The following is a 23,390-nucleotide window of genomic DNA, read 5'->3' on the forward strand; positions in this document are numbered from 1 at the left end:
AAATTTACTGAATCTCAAAACTCATCTTCAGCTAAGGCATATGTCTCCATATTGCCGTGCTGAACCTTATAAAGCGTCATTGTCACGTTGCTGTAGCGTGTGCCGTTGTCGATAGGTGTTTCATTTAGAGTGAAATCCTCGGATCTGGATAGACGACCTGTGGTGAGGTCTCTATATCGAACGTCATATGCGCCGGCATCGATTTTCTCGAGGGTAAATTTCTGAAATGCGGGAATAAAGAAAAACCGCACGGGATTTGCCTCATCCTCCTTGAGAGCAACGAGTTTCACAAATACATCGGAATCATTTTGAATGTTGTCAATGGTAAGAATCGATAGGCCACCCTCGTTCAACTGCGGATATTCTGCAACATAAGCAGCCGTTGTTGGCCATGGCGCACCATTTGGTGCAGTGTCCGGTCTGACATAGCCTGGCTTGGGTGAAAGCTTTGGCTGGATATAGGGTGCCGGGTTGCCGGTGTAATAAGGTCGATGTCGCGCCGGCATATCAGCATACTCTTGGTAATTTATTCCGATTGCCAAAAGCGCGAGCAAGGGTAACAAGGTGTAAGCAGCTATAGATGCTACAGGCGCTCTCTTTTTGGCTTTTACGCCATCGGCTCTGACCTTAAAAAAATCATCGTTATTCAAAAGATAATTCAGATCGCGGGAATTTACGGCGGACCTGAAATGGGCATCAAAGGTTCGTAATCCATTCACAAATTCCTGATATGCAGACTCTGGGGAAATATGGAAAGTTTCCCTCTTGTTATTTGCCACTATTTTTACTTCTGTATCAGTGTAAATGCCGTAACTGTGGCGGTGCGTGGCCTTGATGTCGGAAATCGTCCAGATAGGCCAATAGGAAATTTTGTCAAATTGCAGTTTGATCAAGTATAGAGGTGTCACCAGCAGCCAGGACTTCAGCGGCTTTGTATGCCACGAAAAAATCCACACAATATTTTTCGCCAGAAAAAAGCTCAGCAGGGTCATTCCGCCAAAATAAAACTTGGTCGTATTATCGCTCCATGGTCCATCGCGCGATACGAGAAAGAGAACGCAAATAAGAAGGGAAAGAATGGCACACCAGCAATAGTTTTTGATTACACCGTCGAGTTTGATTCTCAGTTGATTGTTATTAAGTCCTAAGGCTCGCTCCTTTATCCTTCTTTGCGAGTCTTCATCCAAATCGTAGAAGTTGATATGCCCAGGGACAGGTGTACTGAATTCAATCTCTCTTATGGAATCCGAGCCGACATTTTCTTTCACGGGAGTTGGAGATTCCTGTTCTGTAATCCAGGCATCGTGCCGACTTCTGGCCTCCGGGTCAGACAATACCGCATAGGCATCGTCAATCATTTTCATCACCTGCCGTGACTCGGCGGAATTTCCATTTCGGTCAGGATGATACTTTTGTGAGAGTGTTTTGTAGGCGGCGCGAATCGCTTCTGGTGTCGCGTTTCTGGCTACTTTCAAATTATCGTAATGGGTCCGTACTTTTTTCATAATGAATAGTTTGAGTTGTTTAATTTTACGCAGCCAACGAGAGAAGTCCGGCGTACCCAAAGCCAGTCAAATCAAGATTCTGGGCGGTCAATTTCTAAACGATTGGTTCTCCTTAAAAACCAAAACGCATGTGATCAAAGATATGATTCGAGCTTGATACTTGGCTAGAGAGGCATCCGGCAAAATGTAACAGATTGTGAGCCGGTTCTTGCTATCGAGAAAAGTTCATGGACAATACGAAGGTCGAGCATAGCTTGGCGCTGAGTATCGCGGCATTTGCTACGCCTGCCTATACTGTAGCGAGGCCAATGCTGGCCTGGAAGCTTGTCAACTACTTGGAGAGCACAATATGGAAAACAACATCTACAAAGCCCCTGAATCAGAACTGACTCCCCCGAATGAAAGCCCTTCAGAGTTGGCACCGCGCGGCCGCCGGCTGTTGGCTTCGATCATCGATAGCTTGATTGTGGGCGTAGTAACGGTTCCCATTATGTATTTAACTGGCGGGTTTGATGGCGTCTCCGAGGGGCAGCAGCCATCTTTTTTATATGCATTGATCATTGGCTTTGTCAGCATCGCGGTCTTCCTCGCAATTAATTTCAATTTATTGAAATCCTCGGGGCAGACTGTTGGCAAGCGGGCTCTAAAAATAAAAATTGTGACACTCGATGGAGAGCTTCCTGAAGTAGGTAATCACCTTCTCAAGCGCTACGCCGTATTTATGTTGTCAGGACAAATTCCCTTTATTGGTCAATATCTTTCCTTGATCAATGTTTTATTTATCTTTGGTCGAGAGAGGCGCTGCGTTCACGACCATATTGCTGGAACCAAAGTTGTTTCCTGCTAATAGATCAATTCCCGAATTTGCGTAACAAGGACGTTGCGTGATTCTCTGCAATAAAATCTCACCTGTTGGTCCAATCAGATATGCGTATGGATACCTCAATAACGACTGCACATAATTTTTTTAATTAAACAACGCTGATATAGCACTCGCGATCCCTTCGACGACAGACACTACGCCTCCGACTATAGCTTCTAGGACGCCAACCAATGTCTCCAGTATGCTTCCCCCGCTTGCAACAACAGGCGTCGCCATACCGATTAAGGAGATAGTTATAACTGCTACAGCGAGCGCCTCGAATCCGGCGATGAGTACGTATATCAATGCCCCAATAAGTGCGAATGAGCAAAGGGAATTTAACGCTCTGATTTTTAATGATTTGTGCTTTCTATCCATGGTTGTTATCTCCTAAGACATGTGAATTGTCGCTCAATTAAATGAGCATTTCTGATCCCGATATGGGGAACCGTCGATAATACCAGTCAAAACTCTAAAGAGGATATAGGTATCCTTCAGGGGAAGAGAGCAAGCCGTTGATACATATTTGCCCAGCTATAAATGAGAAGATTGTCTCATACGATGTTGGCGTCAGTAATCATATTTGCCACTACTTACTAGTGGAAATACAATGGCCGCTTTCACCTGGAATCCATCAGTGACAAGGAGTGCTTATGACTGCCTCTAGCCCTGAATATTTTGAATATCGAATCAAAGCTGGCGACAGCCTGTCGATGATTATGGCCAAGTTCTATGGGGTGGGCCCCCGCAGTCCCAACTACAATACATACCTCAGTCAGATTCTTTCGCTTAACCCCCATATCAAGAATCCAACCAGATCCGTGCGGGATCCTTGCTACTATTGATGGCGGTTCCGAGCACAGCTCCTGGACCTGTAGCGACTACTTCCTATAGGTCAATTTACGATCCTGTTTCAGCTCATTTTCAACTTCCGCCTACAGCGCCAATGTGTCCAAAATCTGGTCCAGAGGCGTTTGTGCTCAATGATGTCCCGGCTCAGGATGAGTTGGATTTTTGGATGCTGAGTTGGCTGGCGCATAATTCTAATTATTTGGTTATCCCTGGTAGTATTGTCGCAGGAACACAGGGAAATTTGTTGAGTGGAGGTAACATTCGTTTGCTTGAGCAGGTTGGAGATCTTTATGCTCAATATAAATCCGGGGGAATTACTCAAAATCAATATGAGTATCGGCGCAGACTATTGCTCAATCAATTTAAAAATAATATAGGACCATTTGAGCGTTTTCTCTTTGGCAGCAAAACCACTCATGAAGCTATACGAATAGCCAGAGCAGGTGGAGTTCCCGCTACTGCAAATATTGATCACCACGTAGACCACCTTAAGCGCTTAGCCAGTTACGGAAAATATGGCGGCTATGTTTTGACGGGTGTTGGTGTGGCTGCCTCCTGTATGCAAATTGCAGATACAGAGGATCGTCAAAAAAAGAATGAGATATTTGTTGAAACAGTTGCGAGTACTTCTGTGGGCTTATTGGGAGGAGCACTCATAGGTGCATTTTTGGTGTCCAATCCCATTGGTTGGGGAATGGCTTTGGTATTGGCTTCAGGGAGTGTGGCGGCTGGTTATATTAGTGGTGTTGTTGCTAAGAACGCATATACCACGTTTGGAAAAGAAGTAGATTTTGTATCGGGAATGGGAGTGGATTCGGTATGTCGGTAGAGCTGCTGCGTTATCCGACCTATCTGTGGGCTACTTTACTTCTTGCTCTTATGGCTTGGTTGATGGTTATTTTTATACTGCACTTTTTTGTGCCAAAAGCCATGCTTAAAACTTATTTCAAGGAACCCCATTTCTCCCCAGCCGAAATTGAATTTTTTACCGGTTTTCCCTTTGCATACATTAGAACTGTAATGTTTATGCGTCTCGCGGGCTGGCCGGAAAGTGGGGAAAAGCGTGGGCTAACGGAAGCCTACAAGCTTGCTCCGTCTTGGTTTCGTGTCATATCCAGGATTTTAATAAGATTTTTGTTTGTGGGCTCTGCATTGTTGGGCATTCTTGGGATTTTTCTATTTGCCGGATTTTATTACTTTGAAAATTTCTCTAGCTAAGCTCCTTGATGAAATCTTTTGCCTAGCGTTCCTAACTGAGGCGAAAAATATTTTTATTTAAAATTATGGATCGTCTGGGAGTGCTATTAGTCAGTCCTAGACGATCCATATCCGTGGCTCTCCGTCTAAATAATTGCTGGCTCAATATCTTTAAATCTTGTCTTTTACATGGCTGAATACATCCAGCCTATCACCACCTGCGCTGTAATGCCCATCCAACGCGTAAGCCATTTCCTCCAGCGGCGCATTTCGGTAGCCGTAGGTTTGAATTTCTTGTACGTAGCGTTTGATAACCCCCCTGCACCGAGTAAGTGCCATTGGGCAACATGGACGAGTTCGTGGAAATGCAGTCTCAGAACTTCTGCCAGAGGTTTGAGTACATACAAAATAATACGTAAGCGGAAGCCAGCGCTACCACAGGCTTATGGTGGGTCAAGTAATTGATTCGCTGGCGATTGGGAGTGATGTGCTTTGTCAGAAAAGACGGGACGAAACGGCGTTTCCTTTCTGGACTGCAAGATCACAACAGTACATTTTCGACGTTGCTTTCTTTTTACAAAAACAGAATATAAAAATTAGCGCTAAAAACTGTTGGGAATCTTTTTGGTGCCTATTGTGCCAATTAACGTTTTTGTGCGTCCTCTTTATTGATTTAAAACTAGCATAAAGGTAGCTTGATAACGCGTTCAGCTAAATCCTGTCTATGCTTAAAAAGCTGTAGCGACCGGACCATCCCTTCGCAATTTTACAGGGATGTCTACCTGCCCTCCGATAGGTTTCAACAGGAGTAGGTTTTATGATTAGGCGCATAATAAAGAGTCCGAACGCCTGGCTCTCCCTTTGTATATCTCTCTTTTTTTCTCTTACTTTTTCGTTGCCGAGCTATGCCGACGGGACGGGCAATTGGGCCAATGGTGAGGAGACTTATAGAAAAGTCTGCGCGTATTGTCATGAGGCGGGCGTTGGTCCCTATTTGCTTGGTCGACAATTTCCTGCCGTAGTTATCCAATTCATAGCGCGTAATGGATTGCGTGCAATGCCTGCGATGAAGCCGGGTTTTATCGACGATGTTGCCTTGAAGAACGTCGCTGAATTCATCGAAAAATCCAAAGCCGGTCCAAATGCTCCTAAGGTGTCTTTCATGGAATCTTCAGTCCAAATCACTGACAGCGGATCTCGCACCTACGCCCAAGGCGAAGTGCCGGAAAGTCTTGCTGCTATTAAACCTGCGCGGAATGAGGAGTAAATCATGGATGCAAAACGTCGCATTTTATTAAAGGGCATTACCGCAACTGCTGCAGTCTCTACGGTCGCACCGCATGTGATATTGGCTGATCCTGTCGAGCAGGCATTGGTGACATTGCGCGAAACCAGCGCTGGCGATTTGGTACAAAAACCGATTGTGGCGGTCGCGATAGAATCGCTTAAAAACTCAGCCTTTATGCAAGCGGTTCGCACAGCACAGCCTGCCGAAGAAGTTATTTTGCAAGGCGTGGATTTTTCAGTTTTGAGGGAATTGCTCACGCAAAAAGAAAATAATCTGGTCGGCATTATTGATCACGCCAACGCGGCGGTGCTGGTGCAACTCAGTCGTCATTACAATGCAAAAATTCACTGGCTAGGCCAACACGCGATTTACGATCATTCCACCGCCCATAATTTTTTTAAAAGTGGCGACAGCAGCAGTTGTCACGCTTCCCTGCTTGAAGGGCTGGGCGCCTGTGAGGCATCGCATGCGGTGCGCGAACAGGGATTACATTCCAGCAGAATTTCCGGCAAAGCGACGGCGGTTCATCCGCAAGCCTGGGCAGGCCATTTAGCCTTGGCGCTCCATGATGTTGGCAAAGGCACGGCTAACACGCCTCTTGTTCTGAACCAGCCGAGTCAATTGATAAGCGGTTCGGCTGTGACCTTCTTGATCGAAACCTGTTAGGAGCAGCTCATGGAAAATGACGGCAAAACCGTGTTGCCGCGCAAGGTGACCGAAGCGAATTTTAATAAGGCAGTAGGCAAATTTCGTGAGCTGTTGGGTGAAGAAAACGTTCTGCTAAAAAACGAACAAATCGCGCCCTATATGAAAGTGATGATGCCAAAAGCTGAGGCTGAATTTGCGCCTTCCGCTGTTATTAGTGCGACAACGGTGGAGCAGGTGCAAGAAATTGTCCGGGTGTGTAATGAATTTAAAATTCCCATCTGGACGGTTTCCACCGGGAATAACTTTGGATACGGCACTGCGGCTCCTCATCATGCCGGGCAGGTGATTCTCGATTTAAAACGCATGAATAAAATTATCGAAGTTGATCCTGACCTTTGCACTGCGCTTATCGAACCTGGCGTTACTTATCAGCAGTTGGTCGATTATTTAAAAGAAAAAGGTTACAAATTGTGGGTCGATCCACCCGCGCCCTCGGCGATTGTGGGGCCGGTGGGTAATACCTTGGATCGCGGTGTTGGTTACACACCCTACGCAGAACATTTTATGGTGCAATGCGGTATGGAGGTGGTCCTGGCAAACGGCACTGTGCTGAGAACCGGAATGGGTGGCGTGGCCGGCTCCAATACCTGGCAAGTATTTAAATGGGGTTATGGCCCTTATCTCGACGGTATTTTCACGCAATCGAATTACGGCATAGTCACCAAAATGGGGTTGTGGTTAATGCCCGAGCCGCCAGTGTACAAACCTTTCTGTATTAAATTTAAAAACGACGATGATGTGGGCGAATTGGTTGATGCGTTCCGCCCATTGTCGATCAACAATATTATTCCAAACGGCGTGGTATTGGCCGGTACACTGTACGAAGCATCGGCCACTATAAGGCGTTCCGATTACACAACGGAAAAAGGCGCGACGAGTAAGGCGATCATTCAGAAAATTCGCGATGAACATAAGATCGGTGCCTGGAATATGTATGGGCGCTTTACGGCACCGCTGAGCAAGTGGCGGTTAACTGGAAAATCGTGCTCGATCTGGTTAAGCGCTTGGGTAAGGGTGAAATAGTCACCGAAAAAGAAGCCGGTGATGATCCAGCCTTTAAATACCGAGCCGATTTAATGCGCGGCAATATGACCATGACCGAGTTTGGTTTGTATAACTGGCGCGGTGGCGGTGGCTCTATGTGGTTTGCACCTGTGTCGCAAGCGAAGGGTTCGGAAACATTGAAGCAAGTGAATTTGGCAACCCGAATCCTCAATAAATATGGCCTGGATTACGTGGGTGAATTTATTGTGACCCAGCGCTGTATGCACCACATTATCGATGTGCTTTACGATCGTACCGATGAAGAGGAAATGCATCGCGCCCACGATTGTTTTGCTGAATTGCTCGATGAATTTGAAAAAGCGGGTTACGGTGTGTATCGCGTCAATAACGTCTATATGGATCGCGTCGCCAAGGCATTCGGCAAGGCGCAGCAGGAAATAAACCATACGCTTAAACGCGCTCTTGACCCCAACGGCATATTAGCGCCGGGCAAATCCGGGATTGATATCAACCGACCGGTATCTTGAGGCGACGGATGCTGCAGTTCATAACAACCAAATTGAGATGTAGAAAATACTTTCTCGAATAAAAAATTCTCGTCTTTGTCGATTGTCGCGGTCACCGTTCGACTATCGAGTGGGAGCTGATGTCAATCGATAAAAGCGAGGAAACCCTATGAGCAAAGTAACGCCCTTCCTGATGTTCGATAATCAACTCGCAGAAGCTATAGCGTTTTACACCTCTGTGTTTCCGGAATCAGAAATCAAATACAAGGCGCGCACCGGTGAGGACGGCCCAATTACGTCTGCGGAGTTTATCGTCGGCGGTCAGCATTTTATGGGCTATAACGGTGGTCCCTACTTCAAATTTTCCCAGGGAATCTCTTTTTTTGTCAGCTGTGAGGACCAGAAAGAAGTGGATCAGTATTGGGATGCGTTCGTGAAAGCTGGCGCAACGCCATTGCAGTGTGGCTGGATTACCGATCAGTTCGGGGTTACCTGGCAAATCGTTCCCAAGCGTTTTATGGGACTGATTGCCGACGAAAATCCGCAAAAAGTTCAGGCGGTCATGGACGCTATGATGACAATGGAGAAGCTTGATGTAGCGGCACTGGTGCAGGCTTACGAATCTGCGTCGTAACCTGTTGGTTGGCTTAGCTGAATCTAGATTTGCGCAGATAAAGATGCTCAGGGGCGAGCGCTGGACTCCCTCTCCCGCCGGAGAGGGGTTGGGGTGAGGGCCCCTAAGCCGCCACCACACTGCCGCCATGCTCCTCCAACTTCGCCGGTTGCGGAGCGAGTTTGGAGAATTTGGCGCAGCCGAATAAAACCCCACTGACCACCAGATAGCTCAGCGCCATAATCGGGCTTTCGCCAAAACCTATGGATTCGCCGTGCATAAAACCGAAGAAGGTCAGCACCGCGCCGGCGAGAGCAAAAGCGGAGGCTTTGGAGAAGGTGCGGTCGATAACGCAAACGCCTATGGCACCGAGCACCAATCCGCCCAGAATCGCGCCGCCGCCCAGCACTTCCAGGCCGTGATACAGCACGCCAGCCTGGCCGAGGTTTTCCAGCCCTACCGCCGCCGCGCTGGTACCGGCAGCGCCGAGCGAATTGTCGATCAGCATTTTGCCCCAGGCAGCCAGATGCGGTGCGAGAGCGAGAATAATCGCGGGCGCGTGGGATTTGGGACTCTCTTGAAATGCCTGAGCGCCGATCAGCATGCCGATATACAGCAGGATCGGTGAGATCGCCACCACCGGAATCAACGCCATCAGCAACGCGATAATGCCGAACCAGGAGAATATGATCACCGCCAATCCCGTGGCCGCTGAATAACCTATGCCGCCGCCCATGGCCTTCCAGCCGGGGTGGCCGATATAAACCGCGTTGATAAACGGATTGCCCATCAAACAGCCGATCAGGCTGATGGTGCCGTCCGCCGTCAGCACTCGGGTGGTCGGGTAGTTGTCGCCGGCCACCGCAGCGCTTTCCACGTTGTCCATGGCCTCGACCAGATCGTAGATACCAAAGGGAATGGCGGTCACCAGAATGACGCCGAGAAATTCAAAGCCGGAAAATACATGGCCGAAGGCTGGCAGCGGCACCGAGAAACCGAAATTTGACAGTGCGGAGGTGACATTAGTGACGGACATGCCGCCGTAATCCAGGCCAAAAGCGGTGGAGCCCCAGGCGATCAAGCTGCCAACCGCGATGGCCACTACTCCCGCCGGTACGCCGCGAAAATAACGCACACCGCCAAACCAGCTCACCACAATCACCGCAAAACACACCACGCCGATCAGCGGAGTGATAAACATCTCCTGCGCCGGCCGCATGGAAATAAACGCAATGGACACACCCGCAAGAGTGCCGAGCAGAGCTGCGCGCGGCGTGATTTTGCGAATATAGGGCGCAATAAATCCGCCGACCATCAACACAAAACTCTGCACAAATACCCAGGTAAGACCAGCCTCCCAGCCTTTGATGGGATCGCCCGTGCTGAGCGAAATCGGCAGCATAATCACAAACACCACCACAAACATATGCGGCACGCTGATGCCGGACGGCAGGGCGCACACATCGGTGCGACCGGTTTTTTGTGCGAGGCGATAGGCGAGATAGGCGTAATAAACCGTGCTCAAAAACATCATCAATCCCGCCGCCGGCAAAATGCGGCCAAAGACAATGTCATCTGGCATTTTCAGCACATAGCGCAGCAACCCGGTCAGCACCAGCATATTCACCAGAATGTTGGTGCCAAAACCGAACAATGCATTCCAATCCCCTGGCCGCCAAAGCTGCGGCCGGTGCAATATCGAGTTCATAGCGATGACTCCCAAGGTCATGAGGATAAGAGGACCAAGGTCAACTGCGAGGCAGGTTATGCCACTGATCGGTCCGGCGAGCGTGAAGGCGCCAACAGGGCGTGGCGCAAATTCCGAAGAGGCCTAAGCAAGCGTCAAGCCATTTGCATACATTGTTGTATACAACGCATAACCCTATGAAAATTAAAAGAATTTTTGCTGCGATCCAGAGCGGGCGGATGATATTGATTGCCCTATTGCGAGGCGTGGGGTGCGTTTACGGTGCGCGGCGGGGTAGAAAAAATAAGTTCCCTGGCTATTGGCGCAGAATTTTTTCCAGGGCTTTTCCCTTGGCAAGCTCATCAATCAACTTGTCCAGGTAACGAATCTTCTGCATCAAGGGATCTTCAATAGTTTCTACGCGAATACCGCAAACCACACCCTTGATGAGCGAACTGTTGGGATGAATTTCGGGAGCTTGCGTAAAAAACGTTTCCAAATCAATTCCGCGATCAATCTCCTTTTGCAGGCTCACTTCGTCATGCCCGGTAAGCCAGCAAATCACCTGATCAACCTCCTCTTTGGTCCTGCCTTTGCGCTCCGCTTTTTCCACATATAGCGGGTAAATCTTGGCGAAGGGAATATGGAAAACTTTATGGCCGGTCATTTGGGTTTCCTCGGGCTTAGATTCTGTGAGGTTAATCAAAACTCGTGCCCATGCTACAACTCTTTTTTATGAGTTTTGCATTTTTAATTACTGCTTCAATAATTTCCTTGGATTGGGAATCGCGAGAATATACAAGGACTGCAAACTGTAGGAGTTTGCTGAAATGTATGCCTTCGATTCGTTTTCAGTCGAAAATATAAAGATATCCAAGCGGTTGTTATTGAAGCCATAGTGTCTGGATTTTATTTGACAAACCATTGAATCAACAATGCTACGAGTAAATAACTGGCCGTCAGTATAAGCCTCCGCCGGTATTTAAATTTTCCTGCGCTCCTTGCAGATGGAGTATCACAGTAGCTGTGACGCAGAATCCGATCAATATTGGCCAGAAGGCGGTTTTTTGATTTTTGCTCATGAGGTGAATCCTTGAAGAATTTCATCATGGTTAATGCAACGCTTTGGCTCTAATGGTCCAAGATGCATGCAGATATCGTTGGTGTTTTTGGGGATTTTCATGGGTGTTGGCGAATGGATATTCATCAATCTGAATGTCAATTCTAATTTCAGTGTGTTGTTTCTAATCTGTCAGAACAGCATTGACTTGACGAATTGAAGCCATAAATATAATTTGGCAGAAGATGTGTCGGCATCAAGAGATCAGTTTGATATGTGTCGCGGTAATGTGGAAATTGTCGTGTGCATATTTTGGGATGTCGGGAAGGTTGGTCTAATCGATTGTCAGGACGAGAAAGCTATGGCTGAAAAGATAACAAGTTTGGAAGAAGATTTGTATCTCGAAAAAAGGAAGTTGGGAGAGCTTTTCGATAGTTCGTATCCCTTAAGTATAAATCTTTGGCGAGGCCGGAAGCCCGAGGATACGGGTAAGCCTGTACTTTATCCGATTTTAAAATCATTTCTCTTGTCTAATGGAAATATTCGAGATCCGGATATTAGAACGTATAAACGAAATGGTGAAGTCTGGATAGACTCTAAATCAGGTGGGGTATCGCTCTTCGATAAACTCGGCATTCCCAATAAGAAGTGGATGTATTATAGGTTGAGTTCTAAAACGAAAATTCCAAATGGACTGTATATAGTGAAAGATAGTTTTAATAAAAAACATGAGGCTTATCATTATAGTATAAAGGCAGGTTGGGACATGCCGCTTAAGAAGTTTCTTATGCTGTTGGATGAGCTGTCGGTAGATCTTATTTTTGAGGTGAAGTGATGGAAAAATTAACGCTTTCGGATCTTTGTATTTTGATTCCTTTGCTGGAAAGAGAGTTGGAAAAAATTCATTGTGAAATAGATTCTGATGACGATGAAATATCCAATGACGCATCTGAACTTTCAGTTCCTTATGGTGCTACATCGGCCAAATTGGAGAAAATCTACAAGTCGCTCTGGTCGGAAGGTGACAATTATCCATCTTATGAGGATCTCTTAAAAAGAAAATAAATCTGACGTGTCAGATCGGGCCATGGATGGTGCATTCGTATTATCTAAAGTCGATTGACACTTTTACCAGTTTAAGGCTGGAGTCTGGGACTCTGTTGTGTCTTATTAACAGCTTGTAAGGTTGGTTACAGATATTTTCCCACGAGTGTCCCCATAACCCCAATATGCTCCTCCCCCGCATTCAGCGCCGGAATATAGTGATAACTCTCCCCGCCCGCGCTTAAGAACAGCTTTTTATTTTCCACTCCGATTTCCTCCAGCGTCTCTAGGCAATCCGCACTAAATCCCGGACAAATAACGGCGACTTTTTTTATTCCGTTTTGCGCGAGTTGCTGGAGGGTGGTGCTGGTGTCGGGTTTTATCCATTCTTCTTTGCCGAATTGGGATTGGAAGCTGGTGATATAACGGTCTTTATCCCAGCCGAGTTTTTCGGCCACCAGGCGGGAGGTTTTTTGGCAGTAGCAGTAGTAGGGGTCGCCGCCGTCGAAATAGCGTTGCGGCATGCCGTGGTAGGAGAGAATTAATTTTTCCGGTTCACCGTGTTCGGCGATATGCGCTTTTACGCTGTTGGCGAGCGCTTCGATATAAAGCGGGTGGTCGTGATAGGTGTTGATGAAATGCAATTCGGGTGTCCAACGCCAGTGAATTAATTCCTGTGCGACCGCATCAAAGGTGGAGCCGACGGTGGGGCCGGAGTATTGTGGGTAGAGTGGTAAAACAATAATTCGATTAATGCCTTCGTCCTGAAATTCGCGCAGCACTTTTCCTATCGCCGGTTCGCCGTAGCGCATGCCTAATTTTACGCGCACTTTTCCCGGGTATTTGCGCTCGAAATATGCATTTAATTTGGCGGTTTGCTCCAGGCTGATGCTCATCAGGGGCGAGCCTTGTTCGGTCCACACACTTGCATAAAGCTTGGCAGATTTTTTTGGCCGCACGCGCAGGATGATTCCGTGCAGAATCGGCCACCATTTCCATTTGGGCAGTTCGATAACCCGGGGGTCGGAGAGGAATTCTTTCAGGTAGGGGCGCAGCGCTTCGGCAGTGGGAGCAGCGGGGGTGCCGAGGTTGGTCAGCAGTACGCCAACGGTGGGCTTGTGCCGCTCGTGGAAGGTTTTGTCCTGGCCGCGATAGTTCATGAAGGCTCCCAAACATCGGTTATCGGTTGTTATGGTTCGCCATTATGCCAGAGCTCGGCAGTGCTTGCCTGGGCCGGGTTACCCCGAATGGGCGATGTTAGGCTGCGCGTGCGTTTTTCGGTTGCTGGTTATAGATTGATAAAAATATCATGGCGCCTTTTTGCGTCGCTTGGGCTGTTCGATGACCGTTGCAAATACCATATCGCTGTTTATCGCTTTGACTATTCTGGCGGTGATTCCGGGGCCGGGGGTTTTTACCATTGTGGCCCGCTCCATGGCGTCGGGCTTTTATTATGGTTTGGCGGTGGTGCTCGGCATTATTTGCGGCGATTATGTTTTTATTCTGCTGTCGGTCTACGGCTTGTCGACGCTGGCGAATACGCACAGCGGATTATTTGCCGCTATCCAATATGCGGGCGCTGCTTATTTGTTTTGGCTCGGCGTCAAGCTGCTGGTCGCAAAGCCCAATTATCAGGAAGTAAAATCCGAAGCGGAGTTATCCTTTTTTTCAAACTATCTCGCGGGCCTGATCGTTACACTGGGCAATCCCAAAGCCATTTTGTTTTACTTCAGTTTATTGCCCGCCTTTGTCGACCTGCAGAAAATTTCGCTCGCGGAAGTGGGTTTGATTTTAGTTCTGGCGGGCACGGCGGTGGGTGGTGTGGCGGTTGTCTATGCCTATCTGGCTAGCGCCGCCGGGCAATTTTTTACCAGTGAGAAAGCGTTTAAGACCATTAATGTGGTTGCGGGAATTATTATGATTGGCACAGGGATTGTGTTGGCTTTAAGGGCTTGAAGGTGTTTTTTGAATTAATTGTTGGAAGGCGGCTGTGCGCCTTTCCGATCTACGAATTCAATTTCTACGAGGGAATTTAGGGGCGCAAAGTCCGGCGTTATGCCTTGCGCTGCAATTTCCAACACAGGCGAATTCCCAATAAAACCGCCACACCAATTCCAAACACCACCGCATCCTGATAACTCGACCGCACCTGCATAAACACGTGCAGCCACGCTAGCACGGCGATCAGATAAAAGCTGTTATGCAGGCGCTGCCAGTTTTTGCCCAGGCGACGCATCATGCTTTTGGTGGAGGTAATGCCCAATAAAATCAGCAGAACAATCGCGGGCAGCGTAAACAGTATGTAGGGGCGTTTGACTAATTCGGCGGCGAACAGGGTGAAGTCGAGGCCGAGAATAAAAACCAGAAATGCCGTCATATGCGCCAGCGCATAAAACAGCGTAAATAATCCCAACATGCGTCTGTGAATCTGCAGCCAGCGAAAATGAAAATGGCGGAATTTTACTAGGCGGCGCAGCGGAGTAACGGCGAGGGTGATTAATAAAAAATAAAAGGTGTAATGACCGGTCAATAAAACAATGGTTTTCGCTGGGTCGGCGCCGAGTTGATTGGTGAGAGTTGCCCAAACCAGCCAAGTAAAAGGTGCGAGCGATAATAAAAAAGTCGCAATCCGGCGCCAAGTGACGGGCATAAAACGATTCCAATAAATAAAACGGTCTCAATAAAACGTGCGCAAATCCATGCCGTTATAAAGGCTGGCTACTTGCTCGGCATAACCGTTGAACATTTGGGTCGGAATAATATTGGGGCGCAGCAGGCCGCTCGGCAGGCGGCGCTCTTGCGCCTGGCTCCAGCGCGGGTGATCCACTTTGGGATTTACATTGGCGTAAAAGCCGTATTCTTCCGGAGCAATGGCGCTCCAGCTGGTGTAGGGCTGAGTTTCCGTCAGCTCGATTTTGACGATGGATTTAATGCTCTTAAATCCGTATTTCCAGGGAACGACCAAGCGCAGTGGCGCGCCGTTTTGGTTGGGCAGAATTTTGCCATAAAGACCAACAGCTAAAAGTGTGAGCGGATGCATGGCTTCATCCAGACGCAAGCCTTCGCGATAGGGCCATTGAATGGTGCTCAAGCGCGCTTTTTGTCCGGGCATTTCTTCCGGCCGTTTAAGCGTGGTAAACGCCACGTATTTGGCTTTGCTGGTGGGTTCAAAACGTTTTAATAAATCCGCCAGAGGAAAACCGATCCACGGAATTACCATCGACCACGCCTCCACACAGCGCAAACGATAAACGCGCTCCTCCAGGGTTACGCCTTTAAGAATATCTTCCAGATTGTATTTGCCGGGTTTGGCCACTTCGCCGGCGATCTCCACTTGCCAGGGATCGGTGCTGAGCTTGCCGGATTTATTGGACGGATCGGATTTGTCGTAGCCGAATTCATAAAAGTTGTTGTAGGTGGTGACGTGTTGATAGGGCGTCAATTCTTCTTTGCTATCTGCGGCGGGGGTGGCTTTACCGATTTGGTTTTTCAGCCAGGCAGGACCCTTGGGATCGGCGGGTGCCATATGGACAGGTTCAGCGAGTGCGCCGCCGCTGAGAGCTATAGCTCCAAGTCCTGCGGCGCCTTTCATCCATTGACGGCGGTTGAGGTACACCGACTCAGGGGTGATCTCGGATGACGGAATATCGGAAGGGCGGCGGATCAACATAAGCACCTCGGCATGCTGTGTGAAGCAACACCGGCACAGGGCCGGTGCCCTTGGGTAACTTATTCAATCATTACCCCGCCCTAAAAGACCATCACCTAATGGCAAAGTGCGGTCGCTGCGTTTTCCCAGGCTTGGACTTCATTGGGGTGCTCAAACGAGTACAGCACGGTGAGATTGGGATTGACGTTTTCCAACATGCTTTCACATTGAGCCGCACAGGGACTCATCTCGATATAGACCCGATTAACCAATCCGGCCAAGTCACCTCTGGTGGCGCTTAACTCGGTTTGCAATCTATCCAAAGCGGTTATTAAAGCGCTGGCTTCCCCGTGACAGCGCATATGAGGATTGGTGTAGATGCCTTCGCTAATGGGGTTTTGGAGCTGGCTATTGCCAAAGATGTAACGAGTATTGCCTCGGATAACCACTTCCAATAGTGCGCAGCAGGAGCGAGGTCCTATGCCGCGCATATTGTGCACGTGAAATTTTTTCAGTTCCAAACAACGTCGGACCAGCTCGTTTGTACCAACCATGTCATAAGCAACACGCTGCAAGTGTAAAGGCATGGCGATTTCCCTCCCGATGAGTTAGCAACACAGTGATGATCTGCCTGCGGGAAGGCGATGTTTGTGCGGGAACCCACTGGCGGCGGCGCCTTGATGCACCGCTTACCAAGACACGAGGCTTCACCAAGAAAGCGTGTGCTCAGGGTCCAGAGAGGAGTGCAGCAACAATCTGTGCTCTTTGATCAGTTGTTGCGGCCGGGTAGCTATGGCCTGGTAGGTCAATTGCCCTTCGCTGGCCGAATTGGCTTCCAGGCCGACCCAGGAGTCGGGCTGAGTGCTTTTGGCGGTTTGTACGCACATGGAGGCAATATCCACCACCTGATTCCAACTAAAGGCCAGTGGATCTGTGAGCAGGAAGGGGAAGCTGGCGAAGCCGATAGCGCAGTTGCAGTGAATCTCGGTTTCGTCGACTTCAAAGGCGTGTTGGCGAATCGCCTGCAGCAGGCGTTCGGCCATCAGGGGCGCGGCCTTGCGGTTGCTAAAGCGCGCGACCACCAGAAACTCATTGGCACTCCAGCGGGCGAGAAAATCCGAGCTGCGGAATACCCGCGCCATCACCCGTTTGGTCTGTACCAGCACCTTGTCGCTCGAGCCGCGGCCATAGCGCTCATCAATCTGCTGTAGGTCTCCAATAGAGAGCATAAAAAACAACAGGTCCGAGTTGGGCGGCGGTGGTTCGCCCCCTGCCCGGCCCCGGTGGGAGCGCAGGGTCAGGGCTATATCGGAATCCAGATAGGTCGTCACATAACGGCGGTTGTGCAGGCCGGTCAAAGGGTCGATCAGACTGGTGTCTTCCAGCCGCTCGTTCTGCGCTTTGAGGTGTTCCATCAAATGCGCCTTCAACAAGGCTGCGCGCGTGTGCGTGTGGAAGCGGTTGAGCGTGTCCAGGTCGACATGATCAAACGCGTCCTGGGCGGACAGGTTCAACAGACAGAGGAAACCGACCACGCCGTCCTCAAAGCGGATCGCCAACGCGATCTCTGAGCGGGTGGGCAGCAGGCTCACCAGGGCGGCGTAGGCGGCGCTTTGGGCGGTGGGTTTTAGACGGTAGATATCGGCATCGAGCTTTTCACCCTGCTCGCAATAACGGGTGATCAGGGTATGGGCGTTGACTCTCAAGTTCTGCTGTTGGGCGTAGGGCAAACCGTGGCCAGCGATGGCCTGGAATTCCAGAGTTGCTTCGTCGAGCGACCAGTAGATCGCGCGCTCGGCGCCGGGGAACAGGCGGCTGGCCTCGCGCAGCAGCACGTCGAGCAGACGGGACGAGATCACCTCCTGATTGATGGTGGCGACTATGCCGTCCAGGGTCTCCAGCACGCGGTTGGCGTGGATGACCGCCTGGGTGCGCTCGCGCACTTTTTCTTCAAAGTGGCGGTGGCTGTCGAGCAATTGCAGGTGGGTGCGCACACGCGACAGCAGTTCGCCTTTGGCGATGGGTTTGGTGAGGAAGTCGTTGGCGCCCACCTCAAACCCGTCTTTCAAATCGGCGATCAGGTGTTTGCTGGTCATCAAAATGACCGGCAGCTCTTTGAGCGGGTAGACCTCGCGAATGGCGGCACACACTTCGTAACCGCTCATGCCGGGCATCAAGCTGTCGAGCAGAACCAGGTCGAAAAAGCCGCCTTTGTGCAGCAGTTCCAGTGCCTGGGTGCCGCTGTCGGCTTCCTCTAACTGGTAACCGAGAGGCACCAGGTAATCGCGCAGAATCTGGCGGTTGGCGGATTCGTCGTCGACCACCAGCAAGCGGAATTGCCGATTTTCGCGGACTTCCTCGGTGTCGACGATCGTCAGTTTGCCGTCGGTTATGACCACTTGGGGTGTGGTTTGGGCGACGGTTTCGCGAACAGCGGGCACTGGTGGGCGCGCTTCGCCTGCAGAGCGCAGACTGAAATAGAAGGTCGAGCCGCGACCGGGTTCGGAGGTGACGCGAATCTCGCCGCCCTGCAGTTCGACCAGCTGGCGGGTCACAGCCAGACCGAGGCCGCCACTGCCGGTGCGGTGGTGCTGCTCATCGAAGAAGGAGAAGATCTTCTCCAGATTGGCTTCCGGAATACCTTTGCCAGTGTCGCTGACCGACACCCAAATCCATTCGCCGTCGTGGTGGGCGGTGACCACTATGGAACCGTGATCGGTGAACTTAATGGCGTTGCCCACCAGGTTGTAGAGCACTTGCTGCAGGCGGTTTTCGTCGGCGAGCACCAGCGGCAGAGCCGCGTCCACGTGGTTGCTCAGGTCGAGATCCTTTTTCCCCACCAGCGGCCGGCTGAGCACCAGCACGGAATCCACCAGGGCGCGCAATTCCACCGGTTGCAGTTGCACCTGCAGCTTGCGGTTTTTCAGGCGAGCGAAGTCGAGAATGTCGTTGACCAGATTGCTCAAGCGCTTGCCGCTGGCGGAAATCATCTCCAGGTTGAGGCGCATATGCGGGTTGAGCTCACCGGCGACACCTTCGAGCAGCGTGTCCGCCAGACCGATAATGCCGGTGAGCGGTGTGCGCAGTGCGTGGGAGGTGTTGGCGAGGAAGTCGTCCTTCATCTTGTCCAGCTGGCGCAGGCGTTCATTCACTTCGCGCTCGCGCACCACCTTGCGGTGCTGCGCCTGGATAAAGCTCCATACCAGCAGGCCGAGCACTGCCGTGTAAATCAAATAGGCCCACCAGGTACGCCAGAACGGCGGCGTGATGGTGATGCGCACCTCAAGCCCGTCCTCGTTCCACACGCCGTCGTTGTTGGCGGCTTTGACGCGGAAAAAATACTCGCCCGGGCTGAGGTTGGTGTAAGTGGCACGGCGCGCGTGGCCTATATCGTTCCAGCTGCGGTCGAAACCTTCCAGTTTGTAGGCGTAACGGTTGCCCTCAGGCACATAGTAATTGAGCGCTGCAAACTCAAAGGAAAACACCGCCTGGCGATGGTTGAGCACTATATGGCGCGTGGTGGTGAGGGATTCTTTGAGGGCGGAGTCTTCCGCTCCCGGCTCCTGATTTTTGTTGAATACCTGGAATTCGGTAAGCACTACCGGCGGTTTGAAGGTGTTCTGCTGCAGTTGCTCCGGGGCAAAGCGGATAAAGCCCTGGATGCTGCCAAACACCAGGTCGCCATCCCGCAACTTCAGCGCCGCGCCGTAATTGAATTTGCCGCGCGCCCATTCAGTGCCGTTGTAATTGCGTACGGTATAGGTGCTTGGGTCCAGACTGGCTAGGCCATCGGAGGTGCCCAGCCACAACAGGCCTTGTCTGTCTTGCAGGATGGAGGTGATGTTGTCGCTGGCGAGGCCGTCTTCTGTGCGAATTACCTGAAAGGTGGTGCCATTGGGGTGTAAACGGTTGAGCCCGGCGCGGGTGCCGATCCAGATTTGCTGGTCGCTGTCCTCGAAAATCGTCAGCACTACGTTATTGCTCAGGCTGAGCGGATTGCCCTCCTGGTTTTGCCAGTGGCGGAACTCGCCCGTGTGTTTGTTCAAGCGGCTGAGACCGGAGTTGGTGCCGATCCAGATCATGCCGCGTTGGTCTTCAAATAAAGACCAGATAATGCTGCCGATGGTGTGACGGGGATCTTTCTTATCGTAGGGAATGCGCTCGAAGCGGTCGTTCTGCCGGTCGTAACGGTTCAACCCGCCACCTTCGGTGCCGAACCAGACATCGCCATCCTTATCCACCAGCACGGCCCAGACGTTCGGGTGGGAAATGGCTCCTTCTTCACCAGCCTGCGCCAGATACTGACGCACTTTGCCTGTCTTGGGGTTGTAACGGTTTACCCCGCCGCCCCAGGTACCGATCCAGATGTCGCCCTCGTGATCCTGCGCCAGGGCGAGAATGGCGTCCGCGCTGAGGGATGGGCTGGAACTGGGTTCGTCAGTGGCTTTGCGCAGGTACTCATAGCGGCCATCCGGGTGGATGCGGTTGATGCCGCCGCCGTCCGTACCGACCCACAGGCTGCCGTCCTCGGTTTCGAGAAAAGCGAGCGCCGACGGGTGGTTCAGGCCACTGCGATGTTCGGGGTCGTGATGCACATAGGCCACCCACTGGGCGGCGCGATGAAAGATATTGACGCCACTGGGGAAGTTGGCCGTCCAGATATCGCCGGATTGATCTTCCATCACCCGGCGTACCACGTCGCTGCTGATCGAAGTCGGGTCGAGGCTGTTGTGGATAAAACGGCGGACCTCGAGACGATCATCGCGGATCAGATTCAGCCCGCCACCATCGGTCGCCACCCAGATGTCGCCATTCCGATCTTCCAATACATCCCAGACGATATTGCTGCCCAAACTGTCCGGCTGGCCAGGGTTATAAGACCAGGACCGGCTGACCAGGCCATCGTCCACACGGTGGACGCCGGCGTCAGTGCCCAGCCAGATTTCACCTTCGCGCCCTTGAGATATAGCGCGCACTGTGTTGCTGGCGATCCGCAAGGTTGCGTCGGCCTGGGTGTGATAGTGGGTCAGTGACTGGTCGAGCGGGTCGTAACGGGTGGCGCCTCCGCCTTCTGTACCCAGCCAGATCTTGCCGTCTTTATCTTCGAATACAGACCAGATATGCGGGTGTGTCAGGCTGTGTGGCAAAGCGGTAAAACGTCCGGTCGCTGGGTCGAGCATACTGGCGCCACCACCGAACGTGCCTACCAGTAAAGCTCCGCTGCGTGTGATTTTGACCGAGCGCACTGTGTCGTGGGGCAGACTGTGGGGATTCTTCGGATCGTGGATAAAGCGAGTGAAGTTATCGGCTTGGCGGTTAAAGCGATTTACTCCACCTTCTGTGGCAATCCACAGATCGCCGTTGGCATCTTCTGTAATGGTCCAGATGGTGTTATCGCTCAGGCTGGCGGGGTTGTCTGGCTGGTTGCGATAGACGCGAAAAGAATAGCCGTCGTAGCGCACCAGACCATTTTCGCCGCCCATCCAGATAAAGCCGATGCTGTCCTGGAATATGGCGTCTATGGCGCTGAGGGTGACCCCTGCACGGCTTTTGACACTTTCAAAGCGGGCGTGGAAGTCCTCACTACTTGCGAGCGCACTGCAGGACCACACACATAACCAGAGCAACCAACCCAGGATATGTGGATGTTTCGTGATGTATTGTCGGGAAGGTCTCAAGCGGTCCGAACCTGTGACATGAAAACAACTGAACAGACGGCCCGCGCGCCCGTTCTCCCCGTTCAGTTTAGTTCGGGTTCCCAGTGTCGGTGCAGGCAATCATCGGCTAACCGAGCGAGCCGCCCCAATATGAGGCGGCATAAAGCACATCAAGGTTTAACTGAGCGCACCATACGCACGGCAAAGAGATTTTCCCGGCTGGTACTGACGTGGTCGCCGTTGATGAAGTTGACGCCCCAAGCTGAGTAAGGGTTGAAGTTATTGGGCGATGAGGTCCAGTAACCTTTGGCCTCGGTGGCAGGGAATAGACTGAGATCAATGGCTGGGTCGAAGCAGGCTGCCTCCACGATCGAAGCCAGTTCCTTGCGATTGGGCAGGCGCCAGTCGCTATAACCTGCAAAAGACTTGGCTGCTGCTGCAGCTTTTATAGCGTCGGGCCAGGTGAACTCCGCCGCTTTGCTTTCGTCCCGCACGCAATTGCCGTTTTGCCATTGGTAGCCGAGGGAGCAGCGCATCCACATAAGACCGGTTTTGGTATCCACGGCGACGCCGTTGTCTTCTGCAATCACAGCGCTCGAATCAAAGGTCCGGCGCAACAGCGTATTGCACTCAGCGGCGGCGCTCAGCGCAGCGAAAGTCAGGGCGCAGGCTGTCAGGGTTCGCATCAGGCTTTTCATTGTTGACCTCCTCTTACCAAACGCACGTGAGACGCATCGCCTTTATTGGTGAAGCTCGCACTGCCATCACTGAAATAGATGTACCACGCGCGCGACGGGTCGCGTGCCAGTGACTGGTTGGTGAAGAAGCGCGGTTCCTTGACGTCCGGGAAGTAGGCTGTGTCCACGGCGGGAAGCGCGTTGGACATAACCACGATGGAGGATAACTCGGCCACTGAGGGCAGACGCCAGTCGGAGAAGCCGCACAAGGAATTCTGGTTGACCCAGTTGACGAAGCTCTGGGTGTCGCAGCTGTCGGTGCCGCAGGTGCCGCTGCTGCTCTGGTCCGGGAAAGCGCCGTTGTATTCATCGCCGTCCAGCACCCAGCGGTAGGTGTGTCCGGTATAGCGGGGATGACTGGGATCGCTTTCTTTGATCTCCCAAATCAGGCCGGTGACGTTATCGCGCACACAGGACCAGCGAGTGCCTTCCGCCTCTGTGCCAGCGGGATCCCAGCTACCATCCTGAATGGCGAGTGGCGCGCCGGTGCTGTCCAGTTTAGTCCAGTCGAAGCCGGCCACGCCGCCACCGGTTTTGCTCAAGGTGCCTTGCGCGGCGGCCAGGTCTCGACCGTATTCGGCGTCTTGTCCGGGCAGTTCCGCTTGCGGGCAAGGCTGTTCGGTCGTTTCCGGGCCGGCGCACAGGACAAGCCCCGTGTCATTTAATTGGCCGACTACTGGATAGTCTTTGTGATGGTCATGATTGTCCTCAGGGGGATTGGAGCCGCCGGAAGTGCCGTCATTGCCGTTACACCCCCATAAGAGAGCTAAGGCTAATGGCCAGACTGGCCGTAAGAGTACGGATTTATTCATTTTATATAGACCCTTTCTATCGGAGTGACGCAGTTAATTGTCTGCGCGGATGCCTAAAAAGCGCAGAGATTGTTCCGAAAAACCGCACCGAACGAAACCCCTTCGATCGGGTGTGACTTGTGTCGCGTAGCTTAACTTAGGTCCTTATTAGCTTTAGTGCGACAAAGCTCTCAAAATTCACAGTTTAATTATTAGCCGGTCGTAGATG

23 protein-coding genes are annotated in these 23,390 nt (G+C 51.3%); 12 read left to right on the forward strand and 11 right to left on the reverse strand.

Annotation, left to right across the window (positions count from 1 at the left end):
- Positions 1–14: 14 nt before the first annotated feature.
- Entirely contained in the window at positions 15–1,565 is a 1,551-nt protein-coding gene (locus tag DWB84_RS18885) for a J domain-containing protein (protein ID WP_222868174.1), read from the reverse strand.
- A 289-nt stretch (positions 1,566–1,854) separates the two neighbouring features.
- Between DWB84_RS18885 and DWB84_RS12490 the strand changes: the two genes are divergently transcribed.
- The 4 genes from DWB84_RS12490 (at position 1,855) to DWB84_RS12505 (ending at position 4,437) form a co-directional block, all read left to right on the forward strand.
- Positions 1,855–2,352, forward strand: a complete 498-nt coding sequence (locus DWB84_RS12490; RefSeq protein ID WP_187410151.1) for an RDD family protein — start codon at positions 1,855–1,857, stop codon at positions 2,350–2,352.
- 668 nt (positions 2,353–3,020) lie between these two features.
- Positions 3,021–3,212, forward strand: a complete 192-nt coding sequence (locus tag DWB84_RS19395) for a LysM peptidoglycan-binding domain-containing protein (RefSeq protein WP_187410152.1) — start codon at positions 3,021–3,023, stop codon at positions 3,210–3,212.
- 131 nt (positions 3,213–3,343) lie between these two features.
- Positions 3,344–4,048, forward strand: a complete 705-nt coding sequence (locus tag DWB84_RS12500; protein ID WP_187410153.1) for a glycine zipper family protein — start codon at positions 3,344–3,346, stop codon at positions 4,046–4,048.
- Positions 4,039–4,437: a hypothetical protein gene (locus tag DWB84_RS12505; protein WP_187410154.1), complete on the forward strand. Its 399-nt coding sequence runs from the start codon at positions 4,039–4,041 to the stop codon at positions 4,435–4,437. Before DWB84_RS12500 ends, DWB84_RS12505 begins: the two co-directional genes overlap by 10 nt.
- A 150-nt stretch (positions 4,438–4,587) precedes the next feature.
- On the opposite strand, the gene DWB84_RS12510 is transcribed toward DWB84_RS12505, so the two are convergent.
- Complete coding sequence (locus DWB84_RS12510; RefSeq protein WP_222868175.1) at positions 4,588–4,755, reverse strand: hypothetical protein; 168 nt, start codon at positions 4,753–4,755, stop codon at positions 4,588–4,590.
- A gap of 478 nt (positions 4,756–5,233) precedes the next feature.
- Between DWB84_RS12510 and DWB84_RS12515 the strand changes: the two genes are divergently transcribed.
- The 5 genes from DWB84_RS12515 to DWB84_RS12530 all read left to right on the forward strand — a co-directional run bounded on the left by DWB84_RS12515 (position 5,234) and on the right by DWB84_RS12530 (position 8,557).
- Positions 5,234–5,683, forward strand: a complete 450-nt coding sequence (locus tag DWB84_RS12515) for a cytochrome c (RefSeq protein WP_187410155.1) — start codon at positions 5,234–5,236, stop codon at positions 5,681–5,683.
- A 3-nt stretch (positions 5,684–5,686) separates the two neighbouring features.
- Positions 5,687–6,370 carry a hypothetical protein gene (locus DWB84_RS12520; RefSeq protein ID WP_187410156.1) on the forward strand — a complete coding sequence of 228 codons (684 nt, stop codon included), beginning with the start codon at positions 5,687–5,689 and terminating at the stop codon, positions 6,368–6,370.
- A gap of 9 nt (positions 6,371–6,379) precedes the next feature.
- Entirely contained in the window at positions 6,380–7,435 is a 1,056-nt protein-coding gene (locus tag DWB84_RS12525) for an FAD-dependent oxidoreductase (RefSeq protein ID WP_222868176.1), read from the forward strand.
- Entirely contained in the window at positions 7,396–7,944 is a 549-nt protein-coding gene (locus tag DWB84_RS18890) for an FAD-linked oxidase C-terminal domain-containing protein (protein ID WP_222868177.1), read from the forward strand. The genes DWB84_RS12525 and DWB84_RS18890 overlap by 40 nt, the downstream gene beginning before the upstream one ends.
- Before the next feature lie 148 nt (positions 7,945–8,092).
- Positions 8,093–8,557, forward strand: coding sequence for a VOC family protein (locus DWB84_RS12530; protein ID WP_187410157.1), 465 nt, complete (start codon positions 8,093–8,095; stop codon positions 8,555–8,557).
- 103 nt (positions 8,558–8,660) lie between these two features.
- Here DWB84_RS12530 and DWB84_RS12535 read toward each other — a convergent pair whose 3' ends face one another.
- Both DWB84_RS12535 and DWB84_RS12540 read right to left on the reverse strand, forming a co-directional pair.
- Positions 8,661–10,244, reverse strand: coding sequence for a hypothetical protein (locus DWB84_RS12535; RefSeq protein ID WP_222868178.1), 1,584 nt, complete (start codon positions 10,242–10,244; stop codon positions 8,661–8,663).
- Positions 10,245–10,539: 295 nt separating this feature from the next.
- Entirely contained in the window at positions 10,540–10,890 is a 351-nt protein-coding gene (locus tag DWB84_RS12540; protein ID WP_187410159.1) for a DUF2200 domain-containing protein, read from the reverse strand.
- A 754-nt stretch (positions 10,891–11,644) separates the two neighbouring features.
- Here DWB84_RS12540 and DWB84_RS12545 point away from each other — a divergent pair.
- Together DWB84_RS12545 and DWB84_RS12550 are read left to right on the forward strand one after the other, a co-directional pair.
- A complete protein-coding gene (locus tag DWB84_RS12545) occupies positions 11,645–12,118 on the forward strand; it encodes a hypothetical protein (protein WP_187410160.1) in 474 nt (157 codons plus the stop codon).
- Positions 12,118–12,348, forward strand: a complete 231-nt coding sequence (locus tag DWB84_RS12550; RefSeq protein WP_187410161.1) for a hypothetical protein — start codon at positions 12,118–12,120, stop codon at positions 12,346–12,348. The genes DWB84_RS12545 and DWB84_RS12550 overlap by 1 nt, the downstream gene beginning before the upstream one ends.
- Before the next feature lie 125 nt (positions 12,349–12,473).
- Here the strand turns inward: DWB84_RS12550 and hemH are convergent, their stop codons facing one another.
- Positions 12,474–13,487: a ferrochelatase gene (hemH, locus tag DWB84_RS12555; RefSeq protein WP_187410162.1), complete on the reverse strand. Its 1,014-nt coding sequence runs from the start codon at positions 13,485–13,487 to the stop codon at positions 12,474–12,476.
- 181 nt (positions 13,488–13,668) lie between these two features.
- On the opposite strand from hemH, the gene DWB84_RS12560 reads away from it, so the two are divergent.
- The gene (locus tag DWB84_RS12560; protein ID WP_222868179.1) at positions 13,669–14,283 is read left to right on the forward strand and encodes a LysE family translocator; all 615 of its coding nucleotides are present in this window, start codon (positions 13,669–13,671) and stop codon (positions 14,281–14,283) included.
- Between the two features lie 97 nt (positions 14,284–14,380).
- Here DWB84_RS12560 and DWB84_RS12565 read toward each other — a convergent pair whose 3' ends face one another.
- From DWB84_RS12565 to DWB84_RS12590, 6 genes are all read right to left on the reverse strand, one after another.
- Complete coding sequence (locus DWB84_RS12565) at positions 14,381–14,977, reverse strand: sulfite oxidase heme-binding subunit YedZ (protein ID WP_187410163.1); 597 nt, start codon at positions 14,975–14,977, stop codon at positions 14,381–14,383.
- A 27-nt stretch (positions 14,978–15,004) separates the two neighbouring features.
- Positions 15,005–15,997, reverse strand: a complete 993-nt coding sequence (msrP, locus tag DWB84_RS12570; RefSeq protein WP_187410164.1) for a protein-methionine-sulfoxide reductase catalytic subunit MsrP — start codon at positions 15,995–15,997, stop codon at positions 15,005–15,007.
- A 95-nt stretch (positions 15,998–16,092) separates the two neighbouring features.
- Positions 16,093–16,563 (reverse strand): hypothetical protein, encoded by a 471-nt coding sequence (locus tag DWB84_RS12575; RefSeq protein ID WP_187410165.1) that lies wholly within the window; start codon positions 16,561–16,563, stop codon positions 16,093–16,095.
- 120 nt (positions 16,564–16,683) lie between these two features.
- On the reverse strand, positions 16,684–21,588 hold the full coding sequence (locus DWB84_RS12580; protein WP_187410166.1) for a two-component regulator propeller domain-containing protein: 4,905 nt from the start codon (positions 21,586–21,588) through the stop codon (positions 16,684–16,686).
- Positions 21,589–21,803: 215 nt separating this feature from the next.
- Entirely contained in the window at positions 21,804–22,331 is a 528-nt protein-coding gene (locus DWB84_RS12585) for a DUF1566 domain-containing protein (RefSeq protein WP_187410167.1), read from the reverse strand.
- Entirely contained in the window at positions 22,328–23,182 is an 855-nt protein-coding gene (locus DWB84_RS12590; protein WP_187410168.1) for a DUF1566 domain-containing protein, read from the reverse strand. Before DWB84_RS12590 ends, DWB84_RS12585 begins: the two co-directional genes overlap by 4 nt.
- Positions 23,183–23,390 lie beyond the last annotated feature (208 nt).

The sequence above is a fragment of the Saccharophagus sp. K07 genome, assembly GCF_014336955.1.
Lineage (GTDB): Bacteria > Pseudomonadota > Gammaproteobacteria > Pseudomonadales > Cellvibrionaceae > UBA5868.